22 protein-coding genes and 1 tRNA gene are annotated in these 23,013 nt (G+C 45.1%); 19 read left to right on the top strand and 4 right to left on the bottom strand.

The genetic code is table 11. The features are described 5' to 3' along the window. Positions 1 to 23: 23 nt before the first annotated feature. The 3 genes from LKD36_RS11150 to LKD36_RS11140 all read left to right on the top strand — a co-directional run bounded on the left by LKD36_RS11150 (position 24) and on the right by LKD36_RS11140 (position 1,347). Positions 24 to 473 carry an acyl-CoA thioesterase gene (locus LKD36_RS11150; RefSeq protein ID WP_118770387.1) on the top strand — a complete coding sequence of 150 codons (450 nt, stop codon included), beginning with the start codon at positions 24 to 26 and terminating at the stop codon, positions 471 to 473. Beyond that, positions 473 to 1,225 (top strand): heparan-alpha-glucosaminide N-acetyltransferase domain-containing protein, encoded by a 753-nt coding sequence (locus LKD36_RS11145; protein ID WP_308459641.1) that lies wholly within the window; start codon positions 473 to 475, stop codon positions 1,223 to 1,225. The genes LKD36_RS11150 and LKD36_RS11145 overlap by 1 nt, the downstream gene beginning before the upstream one ends. Before the next feature lie 40 nt (positions 1,226 to 1,265). Next, positions 1,266 to 1,347, top strand: a tRNA-Leu gene (locus tag LKD36_RS11140). Between the two features lie 60 nt (positions 1,348 to 1,407). Here the strand turns inward: LKD36_RS11140 and LKD36_RS11135 are convergent. Continuing rightward, complete coding sequence (locus tag LKD36_RS11135) at positions 1,408 to 2,037, bottom strand: cytidylate kinase-like family protein (RefSeq protein ID WP_118770386.1); 630 nt, start codon at positions 2,035 to 2,037, stop codon at positions 1,408 to 1,410. 204 nt (positions 2,038 to 2,241) lie between these two features. Here LKD36_RS11135 and htpG point away from each other — a divergent pair, with 204 nt between their 5' ends. Beyond that, the gene (htpG, locus tag LKD36_RS11130; RefSeq protein WP_118770413.1) at positions 2,242 to 4,311 is read left to right on the top strand and encodes a molecular chaperone HtpG; all 2,070 of its coding nucleotides are present in this window, start codon (positions 2,242 to 2,244) and stop codon (positions 4,309 to 4,311) included. A 5-nt stretch (positions 4,312 to 4,316) separates the two neighbouring features. On the opposite strand, the gene LKD36_RS11125 is transcribed toward htpG, so the two are convergent. After that, positions 4,317 to 4,814, bottom strand: coding sequence for a DUF5721 family protein (locus tag LKD36_RS11125; RefSeq protein WP_308459640.1), 498 nt, complete (start codon positions 4,812 to 4,814; stop codon positions 4,317 to 4,319). Positions 4,815 to 4,904: 90 nt separating this feature from the next. On the opposite strand from LKD36_RS11125, the gene LKD36_RS11120 reads away from it, so the two are divergent. The 4 genes from LKD36_RS11120 (at position 4,905) to LKD36_RS11105 (ending at position 8,506) form a co-directional block, all read left to right on the top strand. Further along, a complete protein-coding gene (locus LKD36_RS11120) occupies positions 4,905 to 6,200 on the top strand; it encodes a M18 family aminopeptidase (protein ID WP_308459639.1) in 1,296 nt (431 codons plus the stop codon). 134 nt (positions 6,201 to 6,334) lie between these two features. After that, positions 6,335 to 7,174, top strand: coding sequence for a DegV family protein (locus LKD36_RS11115; protein WP_118770383.1), 840 nt, complete (start codon positions 6,335 to 6,337; stop codon positions 7,172 to 7,174). 81 nt (positions 7,175 to 7,255) lie between these two features. Continuing rightward, positions 7,256 to 7,516 carry an HPr family phosphocarrier protein gene (locus tag LKD36_RS11110; RefSeq protein WP_308459638.1) on the top strand — a complete coding sequence of 87 codons (261 nt, stop codon included), beginning with the start codon at positions 7,256 to 7,258 and terminating at the stop codon, positions 7,514 to 7,516. Between the two features lie 189 nt (positions 7,517 to 7,705). Then, positions 7,706 to 8,506 (top strand): hypothetical protein, encoded by an 801-nt coding sequence (locus LKD36_RS11105; RefSeq protein ID WP_118770381.1) that lies wholly within the window; start codon positions 7,706 to 7,708, stop codon positions 8,504 to 8,506. On the opposite strand, the gene LKD36_RS11100 is transcribed toward LKD36_RS11105, so the two are convergent. Beyond that, a complete protein-coding gene (locus tag LKD36_RS11100; RefSeq protein WP_118770380.1) occupies positions 8,466 to 8,768 on the bottom strand; it encodes an ArsR/SmtB family transcription factor in 303 nt (100 codons plus the stop codon). The genes LKD36_RS11105 and LKD36_RS11100 overlap by 41 nt on opposite strands. Positions 8,769 to 9,023: 255 nt before the next feature. On the opposite strand from LKD36_RS11100, the gene LKD36_RS11095 reads away from it, so the two are divergent. The 11 genes from LKD36_RS11095 to LKD36_RS11045 all read left to right on the top strand — a co-directional run bounded on the left by LKD36_RS11095 (position 9,024) and on the right by LKD36_RS11045 (position 22,018). Next, complete coding sequence (locus LKD36_RS11095) at positions 9,024 to 10,793, top strand: efflux RND transporter periplasmic adaptor subunit (RefSeq protein WP_308459637.1); 1,770 nt, start codon at positions 9,024 to 9,026, stop codon at positions 10,791 to 10,793. 14 nt (positions 10,794 to 10,807) lie between these two features. Continuing rightward, entirely contained in the window at positions 10,808 to 11,515 is a 708-nt protein-coding gene (locus tag LKD36_RS11090) for an ABC transporter ATP-binding protein (RefSeq protein ID WP_308459636.1), read from the top strand. Beyond that, positions 11,509 to 12,801 (top strand): ABC transporter permease, encoded by a 1,293-nt coding sequence (locus tag LKD36_RS11085; protein WP_118770377.1) that lies wholly within the window; start codon positions 11,509 to 11,511, stop codon positions 12,799 to 12,801. Before LKD36_RS11090 ends, LKD36_RS11085 begins: the two co-directional genes overlap by 7 nt. An 89-nt stretch (positions 12,802 to 12,890) precedes the next feature. Beyond that, a complete protein-coding gene (locus LKD36_RS11080; RefSeq protein WP_308459635.1) occupies positions 12,891 to 14,081 on the top strand; it encodes a C40 family peptidase in 1,191 nt (396 codons plus the stop codon). 109 nt (positions 14,082 to 14,190) lie between these two features. Then, entirely contained in the window at positions 14,191 to 15,384 is a 1,194-nt protein-coding gene (locus LKD36_RS11075; protein ID WP_331465222.1) for an ABC transporter substrate-binding protein, read from the top strand. A gap of 132 nt (positions 15,385 to 15,516) precedes the next feature. Then, positions 15,517 to 16,398: a branched-chain amino acid ABC transporter permease gene (locus LKD36_RS11070; RefSeq protein ID WP_118770374.1), complete on the top strand. Its 882-nt coding sequence runs from the start codon at positions 15,517 to 15,519 to the stop codon at positions 16,396 to 16,398. A gap of 15 nt (positions 16,399 to 16,413) precedes the next feature. Beyond that, complete coding sequence (locus LKD36_RS11065; protein WP_308459634.1) at positions 16,414 to 17,478, top strand: branched-chain amino acid ABC transporter permease; 1,065 nt, start codon at positions 16,414 to 16,416, stop codon at positions 17,476 to 17,478. Positions 17,479 to 17,480: 2 nt separating this feature from the next. After that, positions 17,481 to 18,263, top strand: a complete 783-nt coding sequence (locus LKD36_RS11060) for an ABC transporter ATP-binding protein (RefSeq protein WP_308459633.1) — start codon at positions 17,481 to 17,483, stop codon at positions 18,261 to 18,263. A 13-nt stretch (positions 18,264 to 18,276) separates the two neighbouring features. Then, positions 18,277 to 18,987 (top strand): ABC transporter ATP-binding protein, encoded by a 711-nt coding sequence (locus tag LKD36_RS11055; RefSeq protein ID WP_118770372.1) that lies wholly within the window; start codon positions 18,277 to 18,279, stop codon positions 18,985 to 18,987. A gap of 646 nt (positions 18,988 to 19,633) precedes the next feature. After that, positions 19,634 to 21,568, top strand: coding sequence for a 1,4-alpha-glucan branching protein GlgB (glgB, locus tag LKD36_RS11050; RefSeq protein ID WP_308459632.1), 1,935 nt, complete (start codon positions 19,634 to 19,636; stop codon positions 21,566 to 21,568). Between the two features lie 111 nt (positions 21,569 to 21,679). Further along, positions 21,680 to 22,018, top strand: a complete 339-nt coding sequence (locus tag LKD36_RS11045) for a hypothetical protein (RefSeq protein WP_308459631.1) — start codon at positions 21,680 to 21,682, stop codon at positions 22,016 to 22,018. Positions 22,019 to 22,076: 58 nt separating this feature from the next. Here LKD36_RS11045 and LKD36_RS11040 read toward each other — a convergent pair whose 3' ends face one another. Further along, on the bottom strand, positions 22,077 to 23,000 hold the full coding sequence (locus tag LKD36_RS11040) for a 4Fe-4S binding protein (protein ID WP_118770369.1): 924 nt from the start codon (positions 22,998 to 23,000) through the stop codon (positions 22,077 to 22,079). Positions 23,001 to 23,013 lie beyond the last annotated feature (13 nt).

Here is a 23,013-nt window from a genome sequence, read left to right as displayed (position 1 = left end):
CTGCTATAATGGAACATAAGTAGATGCAGAACGAATGTGAGGAAAAGATTATGAACTATATCCATCAGGCACAGTATTATGAAACAGACCAGATGGGCATCATCCATCACTCCAATTATATCCGGTGGATGGAGGAAGCTAGGATTGCCTATATGGATGAACTGGGATTTCCGTATAAAAAGGTAGAGGAAGCTGGCATTATCAGCCCGGTTTTAAGTGTGCAGTGCGATTACAAAGCCATGACATATTTTGGTGACCGGGTGTGTATTGATGTAAAACTATCTTCTTTCCGCGGAGTAAAATATGAGATTTCCTATGAAATGAGGGATGAGAAGACCGGTGAACTGCGGGCATCTGCTACATCTGCTCATTGCTATCTTGGCAAAAATGGAAGACCATCTAACATTAAGAAAGAGCTTCCGGAACTGTATGCAAAAATGATGGAAGAATTGCAGAAGGTGGAAAAGAAATAGTGAAAGAACGATATGTCCTTCTGGACAGTATCAGGGGGATCACTCTGCTCAGTATGATTTTGTATCATGGCATGTTTGATCTGGTAGAGATTTATGGACTGTATGTTCCATGGTTTGTGGAGAGACCGGGATATATCTGGCAGCAGAGTATCTGTTGGATTTTTATTCTGCTGTCCGGCTTTTGTTGGAATCTTGGAAAAAGGCATCTGAAACGGGGGCTTGTGATTTCAGCGTGGGGTCTTCTGATCACTGGGGTGACGTATGCGTTTATGCCATCGGAAAAGATTCTGTTTGGAATCCTGACTTTTACCGGAACGGCTATGCTGCTTCTGATCCCGCTGTCAAAAGTGTTGGAACGGATTCCATCATGGATGGGATTCGCAGGAAGCTTCCTGCTTTTTGGACTGACAAGAAATGTGAACAGAGGAATTTGGGGCTTTGAATTACTTCATTTTGGAAGGGTGCCGAAAGTCCTGTATCGGGGACTCTTTATGACGTTTCTTGGTTTCCCGGATCCTGAATTTTTTTCCGGAGATTACTTTCCTTTGTTTCCATGGATTTTTCTTTATCTGACCGGATATTTCCTGTATGGAATGTTTATGAAGTTTCCAGAAGTGAAGAATGCTCTGAGGATACATTTGCCGGTTCCTTTTTTGGAGGCAGCAGGCAGACATAGTCTGCTTTTGTATCTTTTGCACCAGCCATTGCTTATGCTGGTATTTACAGCGGCAGATGTGTTGAAAATTCTGTAATTGACTTTTTGGAGTGCAGATGATAACATATGGGACATGAGCGGAACTGATGGAATTGGCAGACATGCAAGATTTAGGTTCTTGTGCCGTGAGGCGTGTGGGTTCAAGTCCCACGTTCCGCACTGAAATTAAGCAAAGAAAAGGAGAATCCCAATTTCGGATTCTCCTTTTTGCAATCATGATTATTTCATCAACCCTTTTTGTTTCAGGTACAGTTTGATCTGTTCAGCAGCTTCCTCGATGGTCATGTCACCGGTATTCAGGCACAGATCATAATTGGATGCGGTATCCCAGGTTTTCCCGGTATAGTAGTTGTAATATTTATGACGCTGTTTATCTGTCTCACGGATCCGCTCCTCGGCCACCTCTTTTTCCAGAGAAAATGTCCACATCATTCGATGAATTTTACTCTCCATATCACCACATACAAAAATATTCACCACATTATCGTAATCCTTTAATACATAATCTGCGCATCGGCCGATGATGATGCAGGATTCGTTTTCTGCCAGTTCTTTGATCAGTTCAGACTGGAAGCGGAAGAGGTTATCCGGGGAAACGATATCTTTTCCAAGAGATGGTTTCTGACTGGCCGGTTTCAATTCTTTGATCAGTTTGTACAGCAGGTTGTTTCCAGGGCGCTCATCATTTACATGAAAAAATTCTTCCAGAACACCGCTTTTGTCAGAGACCATGCGGAACATGTCTTTGTCATAGTAGGGAATGTCAAGTTCTTTGGACAGAAGCTTTGCAATGTTGGTAGCGCCTGCGCCGCATTCACGGTTTAATGTAATGATAAAATTTTTTGACATGAACACCACTCCTTCAGATTGTGCAATATAATCTAGTTTTTTCTTTATTATAGCATAGGAACTGTGCAGAAACAACAAAAAATACGAGCAGATTTAACTGCTAGCACTCAACTTTGATGAGTGCTAAAAAATCCTTGACTTTTGGAAAGAGTGGGATTATAGTACATAGTAATGAAATTATTTGAAAGAAAGGCAGTGTATAATATGAGCGAAAAACATGGATCACTTTCCATTAACAGCGACAATATTTTCCCGATTATTAAAAAATGGTTGTATTCTGACCACGATATTTTCTTCCGTGAACTGATTTCCAACGGATGCGATGCTATCACCAAGCTGAAGAAGCTGGATATGATGGGTGAGTATACACTTCCGGAGAAATATAAACCGCAGGTACAGGTTCTGGTGAACCCGGATGAGAAGACTCTGAAGTTCATCGATAACGGACTTGGCATGACCGCAGATGAGGTGGAAGAGTATATCAACCAGATTGCATTTTCCGGCGCAACGGATTTCCTCGCACAGTATAAGGACAAGACAAATGAGGATCAGATCATCGGTCATTTTGGACTGGGATTCTATTCCGCATTCATGGTAGCAGATGAGGTGCATATTGATACTCTTTCTTATAAGGAGGGAGCAGAGCCGGTACACTGGGAGTGCGACGGTGGTACAGAGTTCTCCATGGTAACCGGCGAGAAGAAGACCGTTGGTACCGAGATTACCCTGTTCCTGAATGAGGAGAGCCTCGAGTTTGCCAACGAGTACCGTGCCCGTGAAGTCATCAGCAAATACTGTTCCTTTATGCCGGTCAACATTTATCTGGCAAAAGAAAATGGGGAACAGGAATACGAAACCATCGATGAGAGTGAACTGACCGAGGATGATGTAGTTGTAGAACATATTCATGAGGATGCCAAGACGGAAGAAGTCGAAAAAGAAGATGGCACCAAGGAAACGAAAGAAGTTTCTCCTGCCAAAGAACTGGTGAAGATTAACAAACGTCCGGTTTCCTTAAGTGATCCGCAGCCGCTGTGGACCAAACATCCCAATGAGTGTACCGAAGAAGAGTATAAAGAGTTCTACCGCAAGGTATTCAACGACTATAAGGAGCCGCTGTTCTGGATTCACCTGAACATGGATTACCCGTTCAATCTGAAGGGAATTCTTTATTTCCCGAAGATCAATATGGAGTATGAGTCCATTGAGGGAACTATCAAACTGTATAACAATCAGGTATTTATCGCTGATAATATCAAAGAAGTCATTCCGGAATTCCTGATGCTCTTAAAAGGTGTCATCGACTGTCCGGATCTGCCGTTGAATGTATCCAGAAGTGCGCTGCAGAACGACGGTTTTGTAAAGAAGATTTCTGATTACATTACCAAGAAAGTAGCGGATAAGTTAAGCGGTATGTGTAAGACAGACCGTGAGAACTATGAGAAATACTGGGACGATATCAGTCCGTTTATCAAATTCGGCTGCATCAAGGACGAAAAATTCTGTGAGCGTATGATGGAGTATGTACTGTTCAAGGATCTGGATGGTAAATATACGACCATGAACGAGTATCTGGAAGCAGAGAATCCGACTGATGGTGATGCTGACAAGGTGGAAGAAAAGACCGAAGAGAAGACGGAAGAAAAGGCTGACAGCGATGAGAAGGAAACTCCGAAGACCACCATCTACTATGTAACGGATGAGATCCAGCAGAGCCAGTACATCAACATGTTCCGTGAGCAGAAGATGAATGCAGTCATCCTGAAAGACAACATTGATAATCCGTTTATCAGCCATCTGGAAGCAAAGAATGAGAAAGTCAAATTCCAGCGTATTGATGCTGATGTGACCGATTCCATGAAGGAAGAAGTATCTGAGGAAGAGCTGAAAGGGGAAACCGATGCATTGACTGCACTGTTCCGTAAAGCACTGAACAATGACAAACTGGAAGTAAAAGTGGAAAAACTGAAGAATGAAAAGGTTTCTTCCATGATCACGCTCTCTGAGGAGAATCGGAGAATGCAGGAAATGATGAAGATGTACAATATGTACGGTATGGATCCGTCCATGTTCGGCACAACTACGACTCTGGTTCTGAATGCAAACAATGCTCTGGTGAAATATCTGTTCCAGAATCCGGAGGGTGAGCACAGCAATATGATCTGTGAGCAGCTCTATGATCTGGCCATGATCAGCCACCAGCCTCTGAATCCGGAAGCCATGACCAGATTTGTGAACCGCAGCAATGAAATTATGATGCTTCTGACAAAATAAAATACCTACATCTGCTGGAAAGGAATTTCCTGCTGATGAAAATATTTCCGGACCATGTCATCCCAGGCATGGTCCAGTTTTTTGTCCAGAGTAAAGACAGAAAGAGATGTTCCTGTGGTGCAGGTGAGCGTATGCCCGTCATAACGAAGATTCATGAGCAGACCGCGGATCTGCTCAGGTGGAAGGTCAATCCCTGTTTGGGCAAGCAGACGGATTACATTGGAGGCGGCCAGCTGAAAGGTGAAATGAAAAGCGAGGGGCGTCTTCTTACCCTTGATGAGTTCAAAGCAGAAAGGACGTACTTCACTCCAGAGAGAAAGAGAGCGGTCTCCTATCTGGTCCTGTTCTTCGGCAGAATAGTATGCTTTTTGAAGGGTACCGTCTATTTCAAATGTATTAAAAGTAGTAATGCTGCCTTCCAGAAGAAGAAAACGGTCAAAGGTTTCACTGAGCAGCAGTTTTTTCATAAAGACCCGGATATCGGCGATCTGAAGTGCAATCATAAAAAACCTCCATGGATAAGATAGCTTTATTATAGAAGAAATGGAAAGGATTTGCTATACTAGATTTATAAAGATACAAAGGAGCGTTCGATGGAATTGAGGATAAAAAACAGAACCGAAGAGTTGAAAGATTTTATTATGAAAGGAACCTCTCCGTTCCATGTGACGGCAGAGGCTGCCCGGAAATTAAAAGAGGGTGGATATGAAGAACTGAATTTCCATTGTCCATGGCAGCTGGAGAGGGGCGGACGTTATTATGTGATGCACCGGGATTCGACACTTATTGCATTTTCTGTGGGAGAGGACTGGGATGGTCAAAATGATTTCCGGATGGCAGCAGCTCATACAGATTTTCCAAATCTCCGGATCAAGCAGAATGCAGAGATGCAAAAAGAAGGCTACGGTCTTCTGAATGTGGAAGTTTACGGAGGGGCCATCTTAAATACATGGCTTGACCGGCCATTGTCTGCAGCTGGCCGCGTAGCCCTGAAGAGTGATGATGTATTTCGGCCGCAGATGCGCCTCATTGATCTGAAAGATCCCATGTTTATCATTCCGAATCTGGCAATCCATCTGAACCGGGAGGTAAATAAGGGAACAGAGCTGAATAAACAGAAGGAACTGCTTCCGATTGCAGGAGTGTCCGGAGCAGGATTTTCGGAACATTTCTTCAGGGAACTTCTGGCGGAGCGGTTATCTGTCCGTCCGGAGGAGATTCTGGATTATGAGATTGGTCTTTATAATGCAGATCAGCCGGTCTATACAGGAATGAACAAAGAATTGTTCAGTGCGCCGCGAATTGACAATCTGTCCAGTGTGCTGGCTATTCTGAACGGACTTATGGAAGGAGGACGGGATGCTGTGAATGTGGCAGCGTTCTTCGACCATGAAGAGATCGGCAGCAGAACCAAGCAGGGAGCCGGTTCTATGGTGCTCTCCATGGTACTGGAGAAAATAAGCAGTGGTCTCAACCTTGACAGAACCCAGTTTCTGCAAGGGCTTTCCGAGAGTATGCTGCTTTCTGTGGATGTGGGACACGCATTTCATCCGAATTATGCAGAGAAGATGGATCCCACCAACCACAGCCCGCTGAACGGTGGATTTTGTATCAAGGAGGCGAGCGCTCAGTCTTATGCCACAGACTGCGGTGCAGTAGCCATCATTGAGCAGATCTGTATGCAGGAGGGAATTGCCTATACGAAATTCTTTAACCGTTCGGATGGAACGTCCGGAAGTACGCTTGGTTCCATTGCATCCAGCCTCGTTCCGGTACCGACGGTAGATGTGGGACTTCCGTTGCTGGCTATGCATTCTTCCCGGGAACTGATGGGTGTGAAGGATCTGGATGCTCTGACGGATATGATCCGGGCTTATTATACCTTATAGTTGAGGGATTTTCATATTGCATATAATATCATAGTGTGGTAATATTATCTGGTATTAAAAACTACGTCGAAAAAGATGATATGGCTGAAAAGCTGTTTTTATAATCAAGAGAAGGAACAAAGGTGGTATCAGATATGAGTTATCGTATAGTAGTTGACAGTTGTGGGGAATTTACGGAGGAGATGGCAAAGGATTCGCATTTTGTGCATGCGGCTCTGAATCTGGAGATTGACGGAAATCATTTTGTGGATGATGAGACGTTTGACCGGCTTCGTTTTCTGGATCTGGTGGAGAAAAGCCCGAACTGCCCGAAATCAAGCTGTCCGTCTCCGGAAGTCTACAGGAGTGCATTCGACTGCGGAGCTGACCACCTGTATGCAGTAACTCTTTCAGCAGAACTGAGCGGCTCTTATAACAGTGCAGTCTTAGGACAGAATCTGTATCTGGAAGATCATCCGGATGCAAAAATCCATGTATTTAATTCCTGTTCCGCATCTGTAGGAGAGACGCTTCTGGCAAAGAAAATTCAGGAATGCGAAGAAGCAGGCATGGAGTTTGAGGAAGTTATCAAAGCGGTGGAAGCATATCAGGCAGAACGTCAGACTTTTTTTGTACTTGAATCTCTGGATCATTTAAGAAAGAATGGGCGGTTAAGTGCGGTGAAAGCGTTCGTGGCATCCGCCCTTAATATTAAGCCTGTCATGGAAGGCAATAAACAGGGTATCATTGAGCAGGCGGGTCAGGCGAGAGGTATGCAGAAAGCACTTCGCATGATGGTGGAACTCTTAGTGGAACGTATGAACAAACCGGAGGAGAAGACCGTGGCGATCGTCCACTGCAACAATGAAGCGCGTGCGCAGTTCGTAAAGGAAGAGATCGAGAAGCGGACGAAGGTAAAAGAGATCATCATTCTTCCAAGCTCAGGAGTCAGTACGTTGTATGCTGCTCAGGGTGGAATTATTCTGGTAGGTTAAAATAATGAAAAGGAGACTTTCAAAGTCTCCTTTTTGTGTTATAATGAATAAAGAGACTATTAACAGGATGGTGTATTGCGAATGGCCAGAGAACAAATGAGAATTCAAAGTCCGAACGGAATTGACCTGCGTTCTGCAGGAATGCTGGTAGGGGAAGCCAATAAATTCCAGTCATATATTATGATGTATCATGGTGAGTATAAAATGAACTGCAAAAGCCTGATGAGTATGCTAGCATTTCCGGTAGGACCGGAGGCAGATGTGGTAATCGAGTGCGAAGGAGAAGACGAAGAAGAGGCTTTGAAGCATATAACCGAATTTATTAAAAATCTGAAACAGTAGAAGCGTAGAGATACGCTTCTTTTTGCTTTTTAAAATCATACATTCTGTATTGACAAAATGATAATATTCAGTATACTGGAAGTATCTTAAAAATTATTCATCAGTTGCATTTCAGCAGCTAAAAATCCCAGTTTTTAGTATAATAAGAGTGGTTCGTATCGCGCGGAAAAGGATGAGGGAGGAAACGCTATGATACAAAAGGAAGATCGATGGATTATGGAGGAGATTTTTCGACTGTCGGACCAGGCATTGGTCAGGATGATCAACGGACTTTTTGGTACGGAATATCAGGATGAGGAGAAAATCTGGAAAGAATGGCGGGATCAGGAAGCATTGAGTGTCTGCCTGAAAGTAGGGGGCATGAATCGTTATGAGTTTTCGCTGCGGAGGCTGGATGGATGCCTTCAGATCTGTGCAGAAAACAGAGGAAATATATTTGTATATGAGAAAATGGCGGTCGGAGATGTGATGCAGATCCGGGAGCCGCAGATCCTGTATTTTGGGAAAAATCATCGGGAAGAGTACAGCAGGACATTGGAATTTCCGGGAAAAGAGCGGGTAGAACTGCCTATCAGAGTGATTACTCTGGAAGACTGCTCAGCCAGAAAACTGGAAGAAAATGGGATGATTCTTTTCCTGCCATTTTTGTTTTATTGTATCTGTGAGCTGGAAGTATCGGATCGGAAGAAGGAGAGGATCTGGAAAGAATTTATCTGCCATGATATTGTTGAAGCATTGGATCGGAGTTTTAAAAAGGGAAGCCTGACGGCATTTGATGTGCAGCGGATGAAACAGCTGTGCAGGCATATGGCATGGAAAATGCTGGTTCGGGAAAAATGGATGCAGGAACTGGAAAATCAGGAAGAAATGTTGTCATCGCTGGAAGCGGATGTGAAATTCCTGGAACGGGTACATGAAATGGAGATGAACAAAAAGGAGCAGCAGTACGCTACTCCTCGATGTGTTCCAGTCCCTGATTCAGAATTGTGACCACATGGTCATCAGCCAGAGAATAGCAGATCGTCTTGCCATCGCGGCGGTATTTTACCAGACGGTGCTGTTTCAAGATCCGCAGCTGATGAGAAATGGAACTGGGGGTCATGGATAGCTCGGCAGCAATATCATTGACGCACAGTTCCTGGTTTAAAAGTGCGTACAGGATTTTGATCCGGGTGGAATCTCCGAATACTTTATAGAATTCAGAGAGATCGTAGATTTCTTCCTCGGCGGGAATCATTATTTTTTCTGACATGGCGAATCCTTTCTAAAAGAGGAATGCGGATCAGACAATGGAAATCTGGTTCGTATTCCTTTTTATAGTATAGCAGAACATCTGAATAAAATCAATAACTGTTCATATATTCATAGATAAACAGATAGTAAATTCACCAATCAAACACAGATTAAACACAAGTTAATCAACTTTTTGACACAAATTTCCACTATGATAATTTGGAGAGTAAATATGGCTTTGATAGGGAAAGAGAGCCTGGTAAGGAGGAAATTTGTGAACGTACCAAAATTACTGAATGTGGTGCAAAAATTAGGAAACAAGAAAAAGATGCTGATTCCGGTAGTGATAGTGCTGGTTCTGGCAGGAGGATTTGGTGTACATGGGCTGAACCGACATAAGGCAAGAAAGGCCATGGCGGAGAAGATGAGCCAGGTGGAAACGACGACTGTGACAAAGCAGAATCTGGTGGATTCTATCAGCGTGACCGGAACCGTTAACAGTGCAGATGCAAGAGATGTGTCTGCAATCGCCTCTAATGTGGAAGTGGAAACTGTTAATTATAAAGTCGGCGATTATGTCAATGAAGGGGATGTAGTGGTCGTCCTAGACAGTTCCGAGCTGGAGCGAAAGCTGAAAGAGGCACAGAATAGTCAGGCCCTCAGTGAGTATAATGAGAACAAGTCTATTGAGACAGCTTCTGAGAGTTATACCCAGGCTGTGGAAGATGGAACGGATGATTATAACAAAGCGGTAAAAAATGAATCACAGGCAAAAGAAGATCTGCAGGATGCGGAGGATGATGCAAGCAGTGCAGCCAGTACTCTGAAGAAACGGGAGAAAAGTCTGAGCGCAGCAAAAGAGGCGTTGAATGCATTGACAGATCCGACAGAAAGCTACACTGCGGCAGCAAACGCACTGGAGAGTGCGAAGAGCACACTGGCAGATGCACAGGCTGCACTGGCAAAACTGGAGGAGACAGCTCCAGGTTATGCAGATGCGAAAGCAGCTGTTGACACCGCACAGCAGGAAGCAGATGCCGCTCAGGCAACCTATGATTCGGTATCAGCAGAAAAAGCCACTTATGATGCAGCTGTGCAGGCAGTAAATGAAGCTCAGGCATCTTATACAGAAGCGCATCAGGCTTACATCGCGGCAGCCGACGCAGAAGAAAAAGCGTCCGATGCTTACGAAACTGCATCCGACAATCTGACCGATGCGTCTAAGAATAATGACCGCAATATTTCCAATGCGGCGGATTCCCTGGAAAAGGCGCAGAAACAGAAAGAATATTCCAATGACAGCAGTGCTCAGACGATTGAGGACTATCAGGAACAGATCACAGCCTGCACGGTAACGGCACCGATCTCCGGAGTCATTACGGCTATGGAAGTAGAGGAAGGGGATACCTATCTGGGAGAAGGAAAGACTCTGTTCAGTATTGCCAACAGTCAGAATTTTATTGTATCTGCCAGTGTGGATGAGTATGATGTAAGCAGTATCAGCAAAGATATGACAGCTGCAGTTATCGTGGAAGCACTTGGGGACGATGAACTTCCGGCAAAAGTGTCTTATATTGCACCGACGGCAACGACATCCACATCCGGAAACAGTGCAGGAAGCGCCAGCTATGATCTGGAAATTGCATTGGATGATGAAAATGCGGATCTGCGTATCGGTATGACAGCCAAGGCAAGTATTGTAAAAGAAGCGGTATATGATGTCCTTACTGTGCCCTATGACTGTGTGACAACAGACGAAGATGGAAATTCTTCTGTTACGATTGATAAAGATGGAGAAAAGGTTCAGATACCGGTAACTGTCGGTATGCAGAGTGATTATTATGTAGAAATCTCAGGAGATAATATCGAAGAAGGCACTGTGGTATACTACAGTACACCTATGGTAAATAATCCGTCTTCGGGTGACAGCTCCTCTGAAAGTTCTCAGGACGGCGTTACTTTTAATATGGGTGGAGGCAGCATGGGCGGCGGTGGTAATCCCGGCGGCGGTGGAGCGCCTGGCGGCGGCCCTGGTGGATTTTAGACCGGGAGGCAGCTATGGAAGAACAACACAGTATGATTGAATTGCAGGGAATTATTAAAAGATTCTATATCGGGCAGCCCAATGAGCTGGAAATTCTGCATGGAATTGATCTGAAAGTAAACAGAGGTGAATTTGTCTCTATTGTAGGTTCTTCTGGTTCAGGAAAAACGACCATGATGAATATTATCGGTATTCTGGACCGGCCTACGGAAGGGGAATATATGCTGGACGGAGTGGATGTAGCCCATGCAAAGGACCGGGATCTGTCCATGATCCGGAATAAAAAGATCGGATTCGTTTTTCAGACTTACAATCTAATCAGTCGGACCAGTGCCCTGAAAAATGTAGAACTGCCCATGCTCTATGCGGGAATCGGCAAAAAGGAGCGTACAGAACGGGCAAAGGAACTTTTAAATATGGTAGGAATGGGAGAACGGATGTCGCACACACCGGATGAATTGTCAGGAGGACAGAAGCAGCGCGTGGCCATTGCAAGAGCTATGGCTAATGAGCCGTCTATCATTTTGGCTGATGAGCCCACCGGTGCATTGGATTCCAAGACTGGCCGGATGATCATGGATATCTTCCACCGGCTCAATGAAGAACAGGGAAAAACCATTGTGCTTATCACTCATTCCCAGGAACTGGCGGAGGAGACTCAAAGAATCGTGACATTGAAAGATGGTATAATTATCGGTGAAAGGAGAAGAAGCGGATGTTAATAGGTGAAAATATACTGTTGGCATTGAACGGTCTTCGTGCCAACAAAATGCGTTCTCTTCTGACCATGTTGGGTATTATCATCGGCATCGCATCGGTCATTGCCATCATGACACTGGGAGATTCCATCAGCAGTTCCGTTACAGACTCTATGGCATCCATGGGTGCCAACAACATTACCGTAGGTGTATCTCAGAAAAGTACGTCACAGGAGACGACATCCAGCGGAATGACCTTTTCTATGGGCCCCAGATTCACGAAGATGACCGAGGATGATTATATCTCAGATGAGATGCTGGATAGTCTGGAAGAACGATATGGAGATTCTATCCAGGGATTTTCGCTTACGGAATCTGTGGGCAGTGGAACTGCACAGCTTGGCAGTCTGTATGCTTATGTAAATGCAACGGGAGTGAATGAGGCAAATCTGGAGAATACAGATCTGACACTTCTGGCAGGAAGAACGCTGACAGAGCGTGATCAGATAGAAGCGAAAAAAGTATGTCTGGTATCCGATTATCTGGTTAACAACCTTTTTAATGGAAATAATATGGCTGCAGTGGGACAGACGGTGGATGTACTGTTCAATAGCAGGTATTATACCTATACCATTGTCGGGGTCTATAAATACGAAGAATCTGATATGGGATTTTCCAGCAGTTCGGAGGAAGACACGGAGACAACTCTCTATCTGCCTTTGCAGACAGCAAAAAATCAGACCCATAATACCAATGGCTACAGCCAGTTTACCATTCTGACGGCATCAGGTGTGAGCGCCACCAGTTTTTGCGATACGGTGGAGAATTACATGAATGAGCGTTACTATCAAGATAATGAAAGCTTTGAGATCAGTGCCATGAGCATGGAATCTATCGTGGAGAGCATGACTTCCATGTTGTCTACCATTTCGTTGGCCATTGCAGCCATCGGCGGCATTTCCCTTTTGGTAGGCGGTATCGGCGTTATGAATATTATGCTGGTATCTATCACGGAACGTACCAGAGAAATCGGCACCAGAAAAGCACTGGGAGCAACCAATGGCTCCATCCGTCTTCAGTTCATCACCGAATCTATCGTGATCTGTATCGTGGGCGGTATGCTTGGAATTATTCTCGGAATGATCATAGCGACAGTGGCCACCAATATGATGGGCTACGCGGTCAGTCCGTCCATCACCGGTATCGTGGTGTCCGTCACCTTCTCATTGCTGATCGGTGTGTTCTTCGGATATTACCCGGCCAATAAGGCGGCGAAGCTAAACCCGATTGAGGCGCTGAGATATGAGTAAACTGCTGGCTGGAAGATCCTTCCGGGGACGAACATACGGTTGAAAAAAAGGGATTTTTATGCTATCCTGTTATTCGGAGGTTCTTACGAATGAGAGGAAAAAAATTATGCAGTCTGGTACTGGCAGCAGTGATCCTTGCAACAGGAGTTCCGGCGTCAGCAACCAGTATTAAGAGTATACAAAATGAAAAAGCAAAAAATGAAAGTGAACTGAAGAATATTCAGTCCAAGATCAGTGGCATTGAGAGCCAGAAGAGTGCTCTGAGCAGTGAGGTCAGCAGTCTGAATGATGATCTGACTGATACGCTTCTGAATATTCAGGTACTGGAGAGTGACCTGGCAGATAAGGAAGTGGAGATTGAGCAGGCTCAGAAGGATTATGAGGCAGCGAAAGCGACCGAAGAACAGCAGTACGATTCTATGAAAAAGCGTATTCAGTATCTGTATGAGACCGGCCAGGAAAGCTATGTGGAAATGCTTCTGACTTCTGAAAGCGTGGCAGATCTGGTGAATAAGGTAGATTATGCGGAGGAACTGCAGGCATATGACCGCAGACTTCTGGATGAGTATAAGGCTGCCAAACAGGCAGTGATTGATCTGCAGGCACAGCTGGAAGAAGAAAAACAGGAACTTCTTGAGATGGAAGAACAGCTGAAAGAAGAAAAGGCTAATCTGGAGAGTGTCATTGCACAGAAAAGGAGTCAGATTGCCGATTTTGACAGCCAGTTAAGTGCAGCCAAAGCGAAGGTCAGTGAATATCAGAAGAAGATCAAGGAGCAGAATGCCCAGATCAAACAGCTTCAGAAGGAAGAAGCAAAGCGAAAAGCGGCAGCAGCTCAGAGCAGCACTTCTTCTTCCGGAAGCAGCACGGCTTCTTCCGGCAGTACGTCGGGATATTCTTCTAAGAGTTCCGGTAAGACAGCAACGGTATCAGGAGGAGGCGGTGGTTCTTCCATCGCATCCACAGGACTCCGTTATGTCGGCAATCCTTATGTATATGGAGGAAACAGCCTGACCAACGGAACGGACTGTTCCGGTTTTGTTCATCTGATCCATTCGGCATGTGGTATTTCCACACCCCGTGATTCCAACTCTCTGGCAGGAGGCGGACGTGCAGTCAGCGAGTCGGAGATGCTCCCGGGGGATGTGGTCTGCTATTACGGTCATGTGGGTATTTATATCGGTAACGGACAGATTGTACATGCAAGCACACCGAGCAGTGGTATTAAAGTCAGCAATATGTATTACCGCAGTATCCGGTGTGTCAGAAGATACTGGTAATAAAAAAATTGAAAAAATGAATTGACAAATCATAGTTGAAAGATTATCATGATAACCGATACAGAAATTCATGTATCGGTTATTTTTATAATTTGAGGAGGAAACAATTATGAAAAAGTTAGTAAGTCTTGCTTTATCAGCAGTTCTTGCACTTTCTGTTGTTGCCTGTGGCAGCAGTGATACTGCAGCATCCACAACAGAGTCCACTTCTGAAAGCTCTGATGCGACTGCATCTGCAGACGGAGCCTTCAAGATCGGTGGAATCGGACCGATCACCGGTGGAGCAGCAATTTATGGCCAGGCTGTTATGAATGCAGCTCAGATGGCAACGGATGAGATTAACGCAGCAGGCGGAATCAACGGATATCAGGTAGAGTTCCGTTTTGAGGATGACGAGCATGATGCAGAGAAGTCTGTCAATGCTTATAACACTTTGAAAGACTGGGGTATGCAGATGCTTATGGGTACTGTAACCTCTACACCGTGTACTGCAGTTGTAGCAAAGACTGCAGAGGATAATATGTTCCAGCTGACTCCTTCAGGATCTGCTGTAGAGAGTATTGCACAGCCGAATGCTTTCCGTGTATGCTTCTCTGATCCGAACCAGGGTCTTGCATCTGCACAGTATATTGGAGAAAATCACCTGGCAACCAAAGTTGCTGTTATTTACAACAGTTCTGATGTATATTCCAGCGGTATTTATCAGAAGTTTGCTGAGGAAGCTCCGAATCAGGGTATTGAAGTAGTATCCGCTGAGGCATTTACTGAGGACAGCAAAACTGATTTCTCCGTACAGCTTCAGAAAGCAAAAGAAGCAGGCGCTGAGCTGGTATTCCTTCCGATCTATTATACCGAGGCTTCCATCATCCTGACTCAGGCAAACAGCATGGGTTATGCACCGATGTTCTTCGGATGCGATGGTCTCGACGGTATTCTTGGTGTTGAGAACTTTGATACTTCTCTTACCGAGGATGTTATGCTTCTGACTCCGTTCGTAGCTGATGCACAGGACGAGAAGACACAGGCATTTGTATCTGCTTACGAAGAAAAATTTGGTGAGACTCCGAACCAGTTCGCAGCAGATACATATGACGCAATGTACATCATCAAAGCTGCAGCTGAGAAGGCTGGTGTGACTCCGGATATGAGTGCATCTGATATCTGCGAGGCAATGAAGACTGCTATGACAGAGATTACTTTCGATGGTCTGACCGGCGAAGGAATGACCTGGGATGCTGATGGTGAGCCGAGCAAAGCTCCGAAGGCAATGAAGATCGTAGATGGTGCTTACACCGCTATGTAATTAGAATTACACGATAGTTCCGGCCAAGAGCCGATTGGAACAGAGACGTTCTGATAAAGGGCGTCTCTGTATTTTTTACAGTCAGGTTTATCCACTGTAAACACAATAACTATTAAGAGGAGTTGAATGAGTATGAGTTTTGTATCCTACATATTAAATGGCATCAGCCTTGGCAGTGTGTATGCGATCATTGCACTGGGATATACGATGGTATACGGTATTGCCAAGATGCTGAATTTCGCTCATGGTGATATCATCATGGTAGGAAGCTATGTGGCATTTATAGCCATTAACAGCATGGGGCTTCCGGTTCCGGTATCTATCCTGCTTTCCGTTGTAGTCTGCACGGTGCTTGGTATGGTAATTGAGAGGGTGGCATATAAACCACTTCGTCATGCCTCCAAACTGGCAGTACTGATTACAGCAATCGGTGCCAGCTACTTTCTCCAGAATGTAGCACTTCTTATTTTTGGTGCAAACACAAAATCTTTCACTTCCATCGTAGGAAATGGTTCTGTTCAACTGGCAGGAGGAGCACTTTCGGTTACTATGGTGACGATTGTTACGGTGATTGCCTGCGTCGTAATCATGATCGGCTTGATGGCATTTATGAAATATTCCAAAGCAGGTCATGCAATGCTGGCCGTATCTGAGGATGACGGCGCTGCACAGCTGATGGGTATCAATGTCAATGCGACAATTGCACTGACCTTTGCCATTGGTTCCGGACTGGCAGCCATTGCAGGCGTTCTGCTCTGTTCGGCTTATCCGTCTCTTACTCCCTATACTGGTTCCATGCCTGGTATCAAAGCATTCGTAGCAGCAGTATTTGGTGGTATCGGATCTATTCCGGGAGCATTTATCGGCGGCATTCTTCTGGGAGTCATTGAGATCCTTGGAAAAGCTTATATTTCTTCACAGCTGGCAGATGCCATCGTATTTGCTGTGCTGATTGTAGTGCTGGTAGTAAAGCCGACAGGACTTCTTGGAAAACAGATCCAGGAAAAGGTATAAAGGAGGCTGCGGAACATGAAGAATTTATCAAAGAATACAAAGAGCAGTCTGACAACCTATGGAATGGTTGTTGCAGCTTATATCATATGTGAACTTTTCCTTCAGACCGGTCATATGACCAGTCTTCTGAAAGGACTTTTAGTACCGCTTTGTGTCTATGCAATTCTGGCTGTATCCCTGAACCTGACGGTTGGTATTTTAGGAGAGTTAAGCCTTGGTCATGCGGGATTTATGTGTGTGGGCGCATTTACCAGCGCGGTATTTTCCAAATGTGTCATGAATACGATTACAGTTCCGACGGTGCGTTTCCTTCTGGCACTGCTGGTAGGAGTCGTTTGTGCAGGTATCTGTGGTGTACTGATTGGTATTCCGGTACTTCGTCTGAGAGGAGATTATCTGGCCATCGTAACCCTGGCATTTGGTGAAATCATTAAGAACCTGGTCAATGTTATTTATCTTGGAAAAGACAGTGCAGGATTCCATTTCTCCATGAAGGATATTATGTCCCTGAATATGGAAGCAGATGGTGACGTGATCATCAAGGGAGCACAGGGAATTACCGGTGCGCCGACGGATTCCAACTTTACCATTGGTATTATTCTACTGTTGATCACTCTGTTTGTAGTTATGAATCTGGTAAATTCCAGATCCGGACGCGCCATCATGGCCATCCGTGACAATCGTATCGCAGCAGAATCCATCGGTATCAATATTACAAAATACAAAATTCTTGCATTCAGTATTTCCGCAGCTCTGGCCGGAGCCGCAGGTGTGCTGTATGCCCATAATCTGTCTACTTTGACAGCTTTGCCGAAGAACTTCGGTTACAACATGTCCATCACCATCCTGGTATTCGTCGTACTGGGAGGTATCGGAAATATCCGCGGATCTGTGATCGCAGCCGTTGTTCTGACACTGCTTCCGGAACTCTTACGTTTCTTAAGTGACTACCGTATGCTGATCTATGCAGTTGTCCTGATTGTAACCATGATCCTGGTATGGAGTCCGGGCGGTATTGCATTCAGAGAGCGTCTGGAGAACATGAATCCGTTTCGTAAAAAAGAGAAAGAGGTACAGTAGTTATGGCAGCATCTGAAAATACACCTATGCTGGAAGTCAAGAATCTGGGTATCTCCTTTGGAGGACTTCGTGCAGTAGATAATTTTAATATGACCATCGAAAAGGGACAACTTTATGGTTTGATCGGTCCGAACGGTGCCGGAAAAACAACTATTTTCAATATGTTAACCGGAGTTTACAAACCGACCGATGGAAAGATCTGTCTGGACGGTGAAGATATTACCGGAAAGAGTACGATGGAGATCAATAAGGAAGGAATTGCAAGAACCTTCCAGAACATTCGTCTGTTCTCTGACCTGACCGTGCTGGATAATGTAAAAGCAGGTCTGCATAATCAGAAAGAATATATTTATTCTACTCTGTCAGGAATTCTTCGTCTGCCGTCTTATCATAAAGCAGAGAAAGCCATGGACGAGCGTGCCATGGAACTTTTAAAAGTATTTGACCTGGAAAAAGAGGCAGATTATAAAGCATCCAATCTTCCTTACGGAAAACAGAGAAAGCTGGAGATTGCCAGGGCACTGGCTACGAATCCGAAGCTCCTTCTGCTGGATGAACCGGCAGCAGGCATGAATCCCAATGAGACTCAGGAACTGATGAATACCATTCATTTCGTAAGAGATGAGTTCCATATGACGATTCTTCTGATCGAGCATGATATGAAACTGGTATCCGGTATTTGTGAGAAACTGACGGTACTGAACTTTGGTCAGGAGTTGGCCAGCGGAGATACCTCCACCGTTCTGAACGATCCGAAGGTTATCACGGCATATCTTGGTGAGTAGAGGAGGAACGACAATGGCAATGCTTGAGATTAAAGACCTGGAAGTATATTACGGAATGATCCAGGCAATCAAAGGAATCTCCTTTGAGGTAAATGAAGGCGAGGTTATCGCCCTGATCGGTGCCAACGGGGCCGGAAAGACGACCATTCTTCACACCATTTCCGGACTGATCGCTCCAAAGAAAGGAAGCATCACTTTTGAAGGACAGGAGATCACAAAGATCCCGGCTCACAAGATCGTAGAAAACGGACTGGCACAGGTACCGGAGGGCCGCCGTGTATTCCCGTCCTTAAGTGTTCTGCAGAACCTGAAGCTGGGTGCTTATACAAGAAAAGATAAAAAAGAGATTGACGATACATTGAAGATGATCTATGAGCGTTTTCCGCGTCTGGAAGAACGTAAGAACCAGCCGGCAGGAACTCTCTCCGGAGGTGAGCAGCAGATGCTTGCCATGGGACGTGCCCTCATGTCCAAGCCACGGATCATCCTTATGGATGAGCCCTCCATGGGTCTCTCCCCGATCTTCGTAAACGAGATTTTCGATATTATCAAACAGGTCAGCGCCAGCGGAACCACTGTTCTTCTGGTAGAGCAGAACGCAAAGAAAGCTCTGTCCATCGCAGACAGAGGTTATGTTCTGGAGACCGGTAAGATTGTAAAAGAAGGAAAAGCTTCGGATCTTCTAAATGATGAGGCAGTAAAGAAAGCTTATCTGGGAGAATAAAACAGACATACGAAAAAAGACCACGATCAAGAGATTGATTGTGGTCTTTTTTGCATAATTTACAGGTGCTTTAACTAATCAGGAGTGACAGAATGTCACTCCTGACATTCTGGTTCTTATTTTTAGGAGAATGCAGTATGGGTTTGCTGTACCGTTTGGGCATATGCAGCCGGCAGCTGTGCCTATACCCGGATGAGACGGAATATCTCCGATTATTCATGCATTTTTCTGGACTATTTCAGCCTGGCGGGCAGATAGCCAGGAAAGTTCGTCAGACATCCAACAATTGTTCTTACCGTGGGTGCGGGGGTCAGTATAGTGATCTTCCTGCCCGAACTATCTGCAGATTTACTGGAAAAGGCGGTTAAGGCAGGCACAGAGCAGGAAAAATGGGTGGAACGTACGAAAAGGATTTTTATATGCCCAGATCATACCTAGATGGTGCCAGGAAAAGTAATTTATTTTTATCGGGTATTTCTTGTAGGTGTTACGAAGCAAAATATTTCCCTGCATTGAATGATTATTAGTCAAAATCACCACATTCTTGAATTTACTACTGGGAAAAACCGGCAGAATGTGATAAAATGATCCTATCATGATAAAAATCGGACAAGGGGTAACTATGTCCGGACAGAGGGGAACGTATATGAGTAAAAAATCAGTCAGTGAAGCTGCTGTAAAACGGCCATGGTGCATGATTACAGACATGGATCAGTATCTGTTCGGGGAAGGCACACACTATGAGATATATAAGAAGCTGGGTGCGCATCCGACGGAGTATAACGGCGAACAGGGAGTTTATTTTGCAGTATGGGCACCCCATGCAAAGGGTGTGCGCGTAGTTGGGGAATTCAACTGCTGGGGAAACGACGGATATCCTATGAAACGTCTGGACCCATTGGGAATTTACGAAGTGTTTATTCCGGGACTCCGGGAAGGCAGTATGTATAAATATCTGATTGAGACGGAAAGTGGAGATTATCTTTACAAAGCAGATCCGTTTGCATCTTATGCGGAAAAACGTCCGGGTACGGCATCCAGAGTGGCAGATATCAGTCAGTTTATCTGGCATGACGAGCGCTGGATGGAGAAGAGAAAGACATGGAACAGTGCAGAGGAAGCATTGTCCATCTATGAAGTGCATCCTGGTTCCTGGAAACGTCATCCCCATGAAGAGGATGAGGATGGCTTCTATAATTATAGAGAACTGGCGGAAGAGCTGACGGCGTATGTGAAGGATATGGGATATACCCATGTGGAACTGATGGGAATCGCAGAGCATCCATTTGACGGTTCCTGGGGCTATCAGGTAACTGGATATTTTGCACCGACATCCCGCTATGGAACGCCGGAAGATTTCCAATATATGATGGATTATTTTCATAAGCACGGCATCGGTGTCATTCTTGACTGGGTTCCGGCTCATTTTCCGAAAGATGCGCATGGTCTTGCGAATTTTGACGGGCAGCCCCTCTTTGAGCATCCGGACAGCCGAAAGGGGGAGCATCCGGACTGGGGAACCAAGATTTTTAATTATGAGAAATCAGAGGTACGGAATTTCCTGATTGCCAATGCGCTGTTCTGGCTCAATGAATATCATGTAGATGGTCTTCGTGTGGATGCGGTGGCATCCATGCTGTATCTGGATTATGGAAAACAGGACGGTCAGTGGGTGCCGAACAAATATGGCGGCAAGGAAAATCTGGAGGCCATCTGGTTCTTTAAACATCTGAATTCCCTCATCCGTGGAAGAAATGACGGAGCAATGATAATTGCGGAGGAATCCACTGCATGGCCGGGTGTTACGAAGGATGTTAAAGATGACGGTCTTGGATTTACCTTCAAGTGGAATATGGGCTGGATGAACGATTTCCTGGAATATATGAAGCTTGACCCGTATTTCCGGAAAGATAATCATAATAAGATGACCTTTGCCATGAGTTATGCGTGCAGTGAGAATTATATTCTGGTACTGTCCCATGACGAGGTAGTGCATCTGAAATGTTCCATGATCAACAAGATGCCAGGTTATATGGATGACAAGTTTGCAAACCTGAAAGCAGGTTATGCGTTCATGTTCGGACATTCAGGCAAAAAGCTTCTGTTTATGGGAAATGAGTTTGCACAGCTGCAGGAATGGAGCGAAGAACGTGAGCTGGACTGGTTCCTTCTGAAAGAAGAACGTCATCAGGGCATGCAGAATTTTGTGAAGGCACTGCTTCACATGTATAAGAAATACCGCTGTCTCTATGAGCTGGATGACAGCTGGGATGGCTTCCAGTGGATCAATGCAGATGACTGCTATAGAAGCATTTTCAGTTTCGTAAGATATAGCAAGAGTAAGAGAAAGAGTCTGCTTTTTGTTGTAAACTTTACGCCGATGGAGCGTCCGGATTACCGTGTTGGTGTGCCGAAGAAGAAAAAGTATAAACTGATTCTGGACAGTGATGCGAAAGAATTCGGCGGAAAAGGACGGAAGCGTCCGGAAGTATATGAGGCAAAAAAAGGCGACTGCGATAACCAGAAATATTATGTGGAGTATCCGCTGGGTGCATATGGAATTGCAGTCTTTGAGTTTTAATTTTTTCGAAAATCTTAAAGAAATCCTAATTTTTTGGACACAAAATGGACACAAAGATTCGGTATCCTGTCACACGTAGTAAAAAATAAGCCTAACGAGGAGGAAAAGACTATGAAAAAGAAATGGCTTGTATTATGCTGCGTAGGAATGTTAAGTGCATTTGCTATGACTGGATGCGGATCTTCCGCAGATACCACTGCTCCGGCTGAGGAGACCCAGGAGGTAGAAGATACCACAGAGGCAGAGGACACTACAGAAGCAGAAGATGCAACTGAGAAAGAGACTGCTGTAGAGGAGGAAACTCCGGCAGCAGGTGAGGAGACCGAGGAAGCAGCAGAGGACGCTGATGCAGCAGATGCAGAAGCAGAGGATGCAACCGAGGAAAATGCAGCAGCTGATGATGCACAGGAAGAAGTTCCGGCAGAGGATGCTGAGGCAGCTCAGGAATAATAGAAAGAATAAGAAAGGGACCGCTTCGTATGGAGCGGTCCTTTTTCAATATGTGTGATTATTTACTCAGAATCTCTTCTTTTCTTTCCAACAGTTCATTGGAGAGCAGCTGTTTTTCTACATTATCGAATCCAAGACGGTCGATGGTGCATGCAAAACGCTCGCCCGGTTTGCCCTGGTCACGGAACAGAAGAATAGCTTTCTCGATGACATCGAGAGCTTCCTCCTTGGAAGTGAATACTTTGTGGAGTGCTTTTCCATGGGAGATCTGTTTGCCCCAGCGTCCGCCGATGTAGATCTTGAATCCATATTCTCCATCGGTGATGGAGTCGAAGCGGCAGTGTCCGACACAACGACCGCAGTTTTTACAGATATCTTTATCAATCTGCATGACGCCGTCGACCAGTTTTGGAGCACCGTTGGGACAGGCTTCTGCTACAGAACATTTCTTACATCCTTTGCAGAGGGATGCATCATAGGTCGGAATTCTCTGACCGATAATACCCAGGTCATTTAAGTTTGGTTTTACACAGTTGTTGGGACATCCGCCCACTGCAATTTTAAATTTGTGCGGAAGTTTGTAAGCACGGTATCCTTTGTAGAAACGTTTGTGGATTTCCTCGGAGAGTGCGAAGGAATCCAGAAGTCCATACTGGCAGGTGGTTCCTTTGCAGGATACAATCGGACGTATCAGTGGACCGGTTCCTCCTGTTTCCAGACCTTCTTTTGCCAGATATTCCTGGAATGCGTCAATATTTTCATAGGGGATGCCCTGTACCTCCACGGTCTGACGGGTAGTGAATGTAAGAATGCCGTTTCCGAATTTTTCAGCGGCTTCTGCAAGACAGCGCTGCTGAGCAGCGGTTACCTTTCCATTGACAGTGATGACACGGGCTGAGAAATTGTCGGTTCCCTTGTTGCTCAGAAATCCCATGCCTTTTAAGCGTTTTTCTTCCTCTTTGCTGACGGTTAATGTTGCCACGATGGTTCCTCCT

This window comes from Hominiventricola filiformis (assembly GCF_020686965.1).
Classification (GTDB): Bacteria; Bacillota; Clostridia; order Lachnospirales; family Lachnospiraceae; genus Hominiventricola; species Hominiventricola filiformis.
This window is presented reverse-complemented; position numbering and strand designations above follow the sequence as displayed.

Bases quoted from the DNA above. Each gene is read 5' to 3' on its own strand.
- LKD36_RS11150 (WP_118770387.1), top strand. From the start codon at position 24: ATGCAGAACGAATGTGAGGAAAAGATTATGAACTATATCCATCAGGCA.
- LKD36_RS11135 (WP_118770386.1), bottom strand. From the start codon at position 2,037: ATGTCAAAAAATTTTATCATTACATTAAACCGTGAATGCGGCGCAGGC.
- htpG (WP_118770413.1), top strand. From the start codon at position 2,242: ATGAGCGAAAAACATGGATCACTTTCCATTAACAGCGACAATATTTTC.
- LKD36_RS11125 (WP_308459640.1), bottom strand. From the start codon at position 4,814: ATGATTGCACTTCAGATCGCCGATATCCGGGTCTTTATGAAAAAACTG.
- LKD36_RS11120 (WP_308459639.1), top strand. From the start codon at position 4,905: ATGGAATTGAGGATAAAAAACAGAACCGAAGAGTTGAAAGATTTTATT.
- LKD36_RS11115 (WP_118770383.1), top strand. From the start codon at position 6,335: ATGAGTTATCGTATAGTAGTTGACAGTTGTGGGGAATTTACGGAGGAG.
- LKD36_RS11110 (WP_308459638.1), top strand. From the start codon at position 7,256: ATGGCCAGAGAACAAATGAGAATTCAAAGTCCGAACGGAATTGACCTG.
- LKD36_RS11105 (WP_118770381.1), top strand. From the start codon at position 7,706: ATGATACAAAAGGAAGATCGATGGATTATGGAGGAGATTTTTCGACTG.
- LKD36_RS11100 (WP_118770380.1), bottom strand. From the start codon at position 8,768: ATGTCAGAAAAAATAATGATTCCCGCCGAGGAAGAAATCTACGATCTC.
- LKD36_RS11090 (WP_308459636.1), top strand. From the start codon at position 10,808: ATGGAAGAACAACACAGTATGATTGAATTGCAGGGAATTATTAAAAGA.
- LKD36_RS11085 (WP_118770377.1), top strand. From the start codon at position 11,509: ATGTTAATAGGTGAAAATATACTGTTGGCATTGAACGGTCTTCGTGCC.
- LKD36_RS11080 (WP_308459635.1), top strand. From the start codon at position 12,891: ATGAGAGGAAAAAAATTATGCAGTCTGGTACTGGCAGCAGTGATCCTT.
- LKD36_RS11075 (WP_331465222.1), top strand. From the start codon at position 14,191: ATGAAAAAGTTAGTAAGTCTTGCTTTATCAGCAGTTCTTGCACTTTCT.
- LKD36_RS11070 (WP_118770374.1), top strand. From the start codon at position 15,517: ATGAGTTTTGTATCCTACATATTAAATGGCATCAGCCTTGGCAGTGTG.
- LKD36_RS11065 (WP_308459634.1), top strand. From the start codon at position 16,414: ATGAAGAATTTATCAAAGAATACAAAGAGCAGTCTGACAACCTATGGA.
- LKD36_RS11060 (WP_308459633.1), top strand. From the start codon at position 17,481: ATGGCAGCATCTGAAAATACACCTATGCTGGAAGTCAAGAATCTGGGT.
- LKD36_RS11055 (WP_118770372.1), top strand. From the start codon at position 18,277: ATGGCAATGCTTGAGATTAAAGACCTGGAAGTATATTACGGAATGATC.
- glgB (WP_308459632.1), top strand. From the start codon at position 19,634: ATGAGTAAAAAATCAGTCAGTGAAGCTGCTGTAAAACGGCCATGGTGC.
- LKD36_RS11045 (WP_308459631.1), top strand. From the start codon at position 21,680: ATGAAAAAGAAATGGCTTGTATTATGCTGCGTAGGAATGTTAAGTGCA.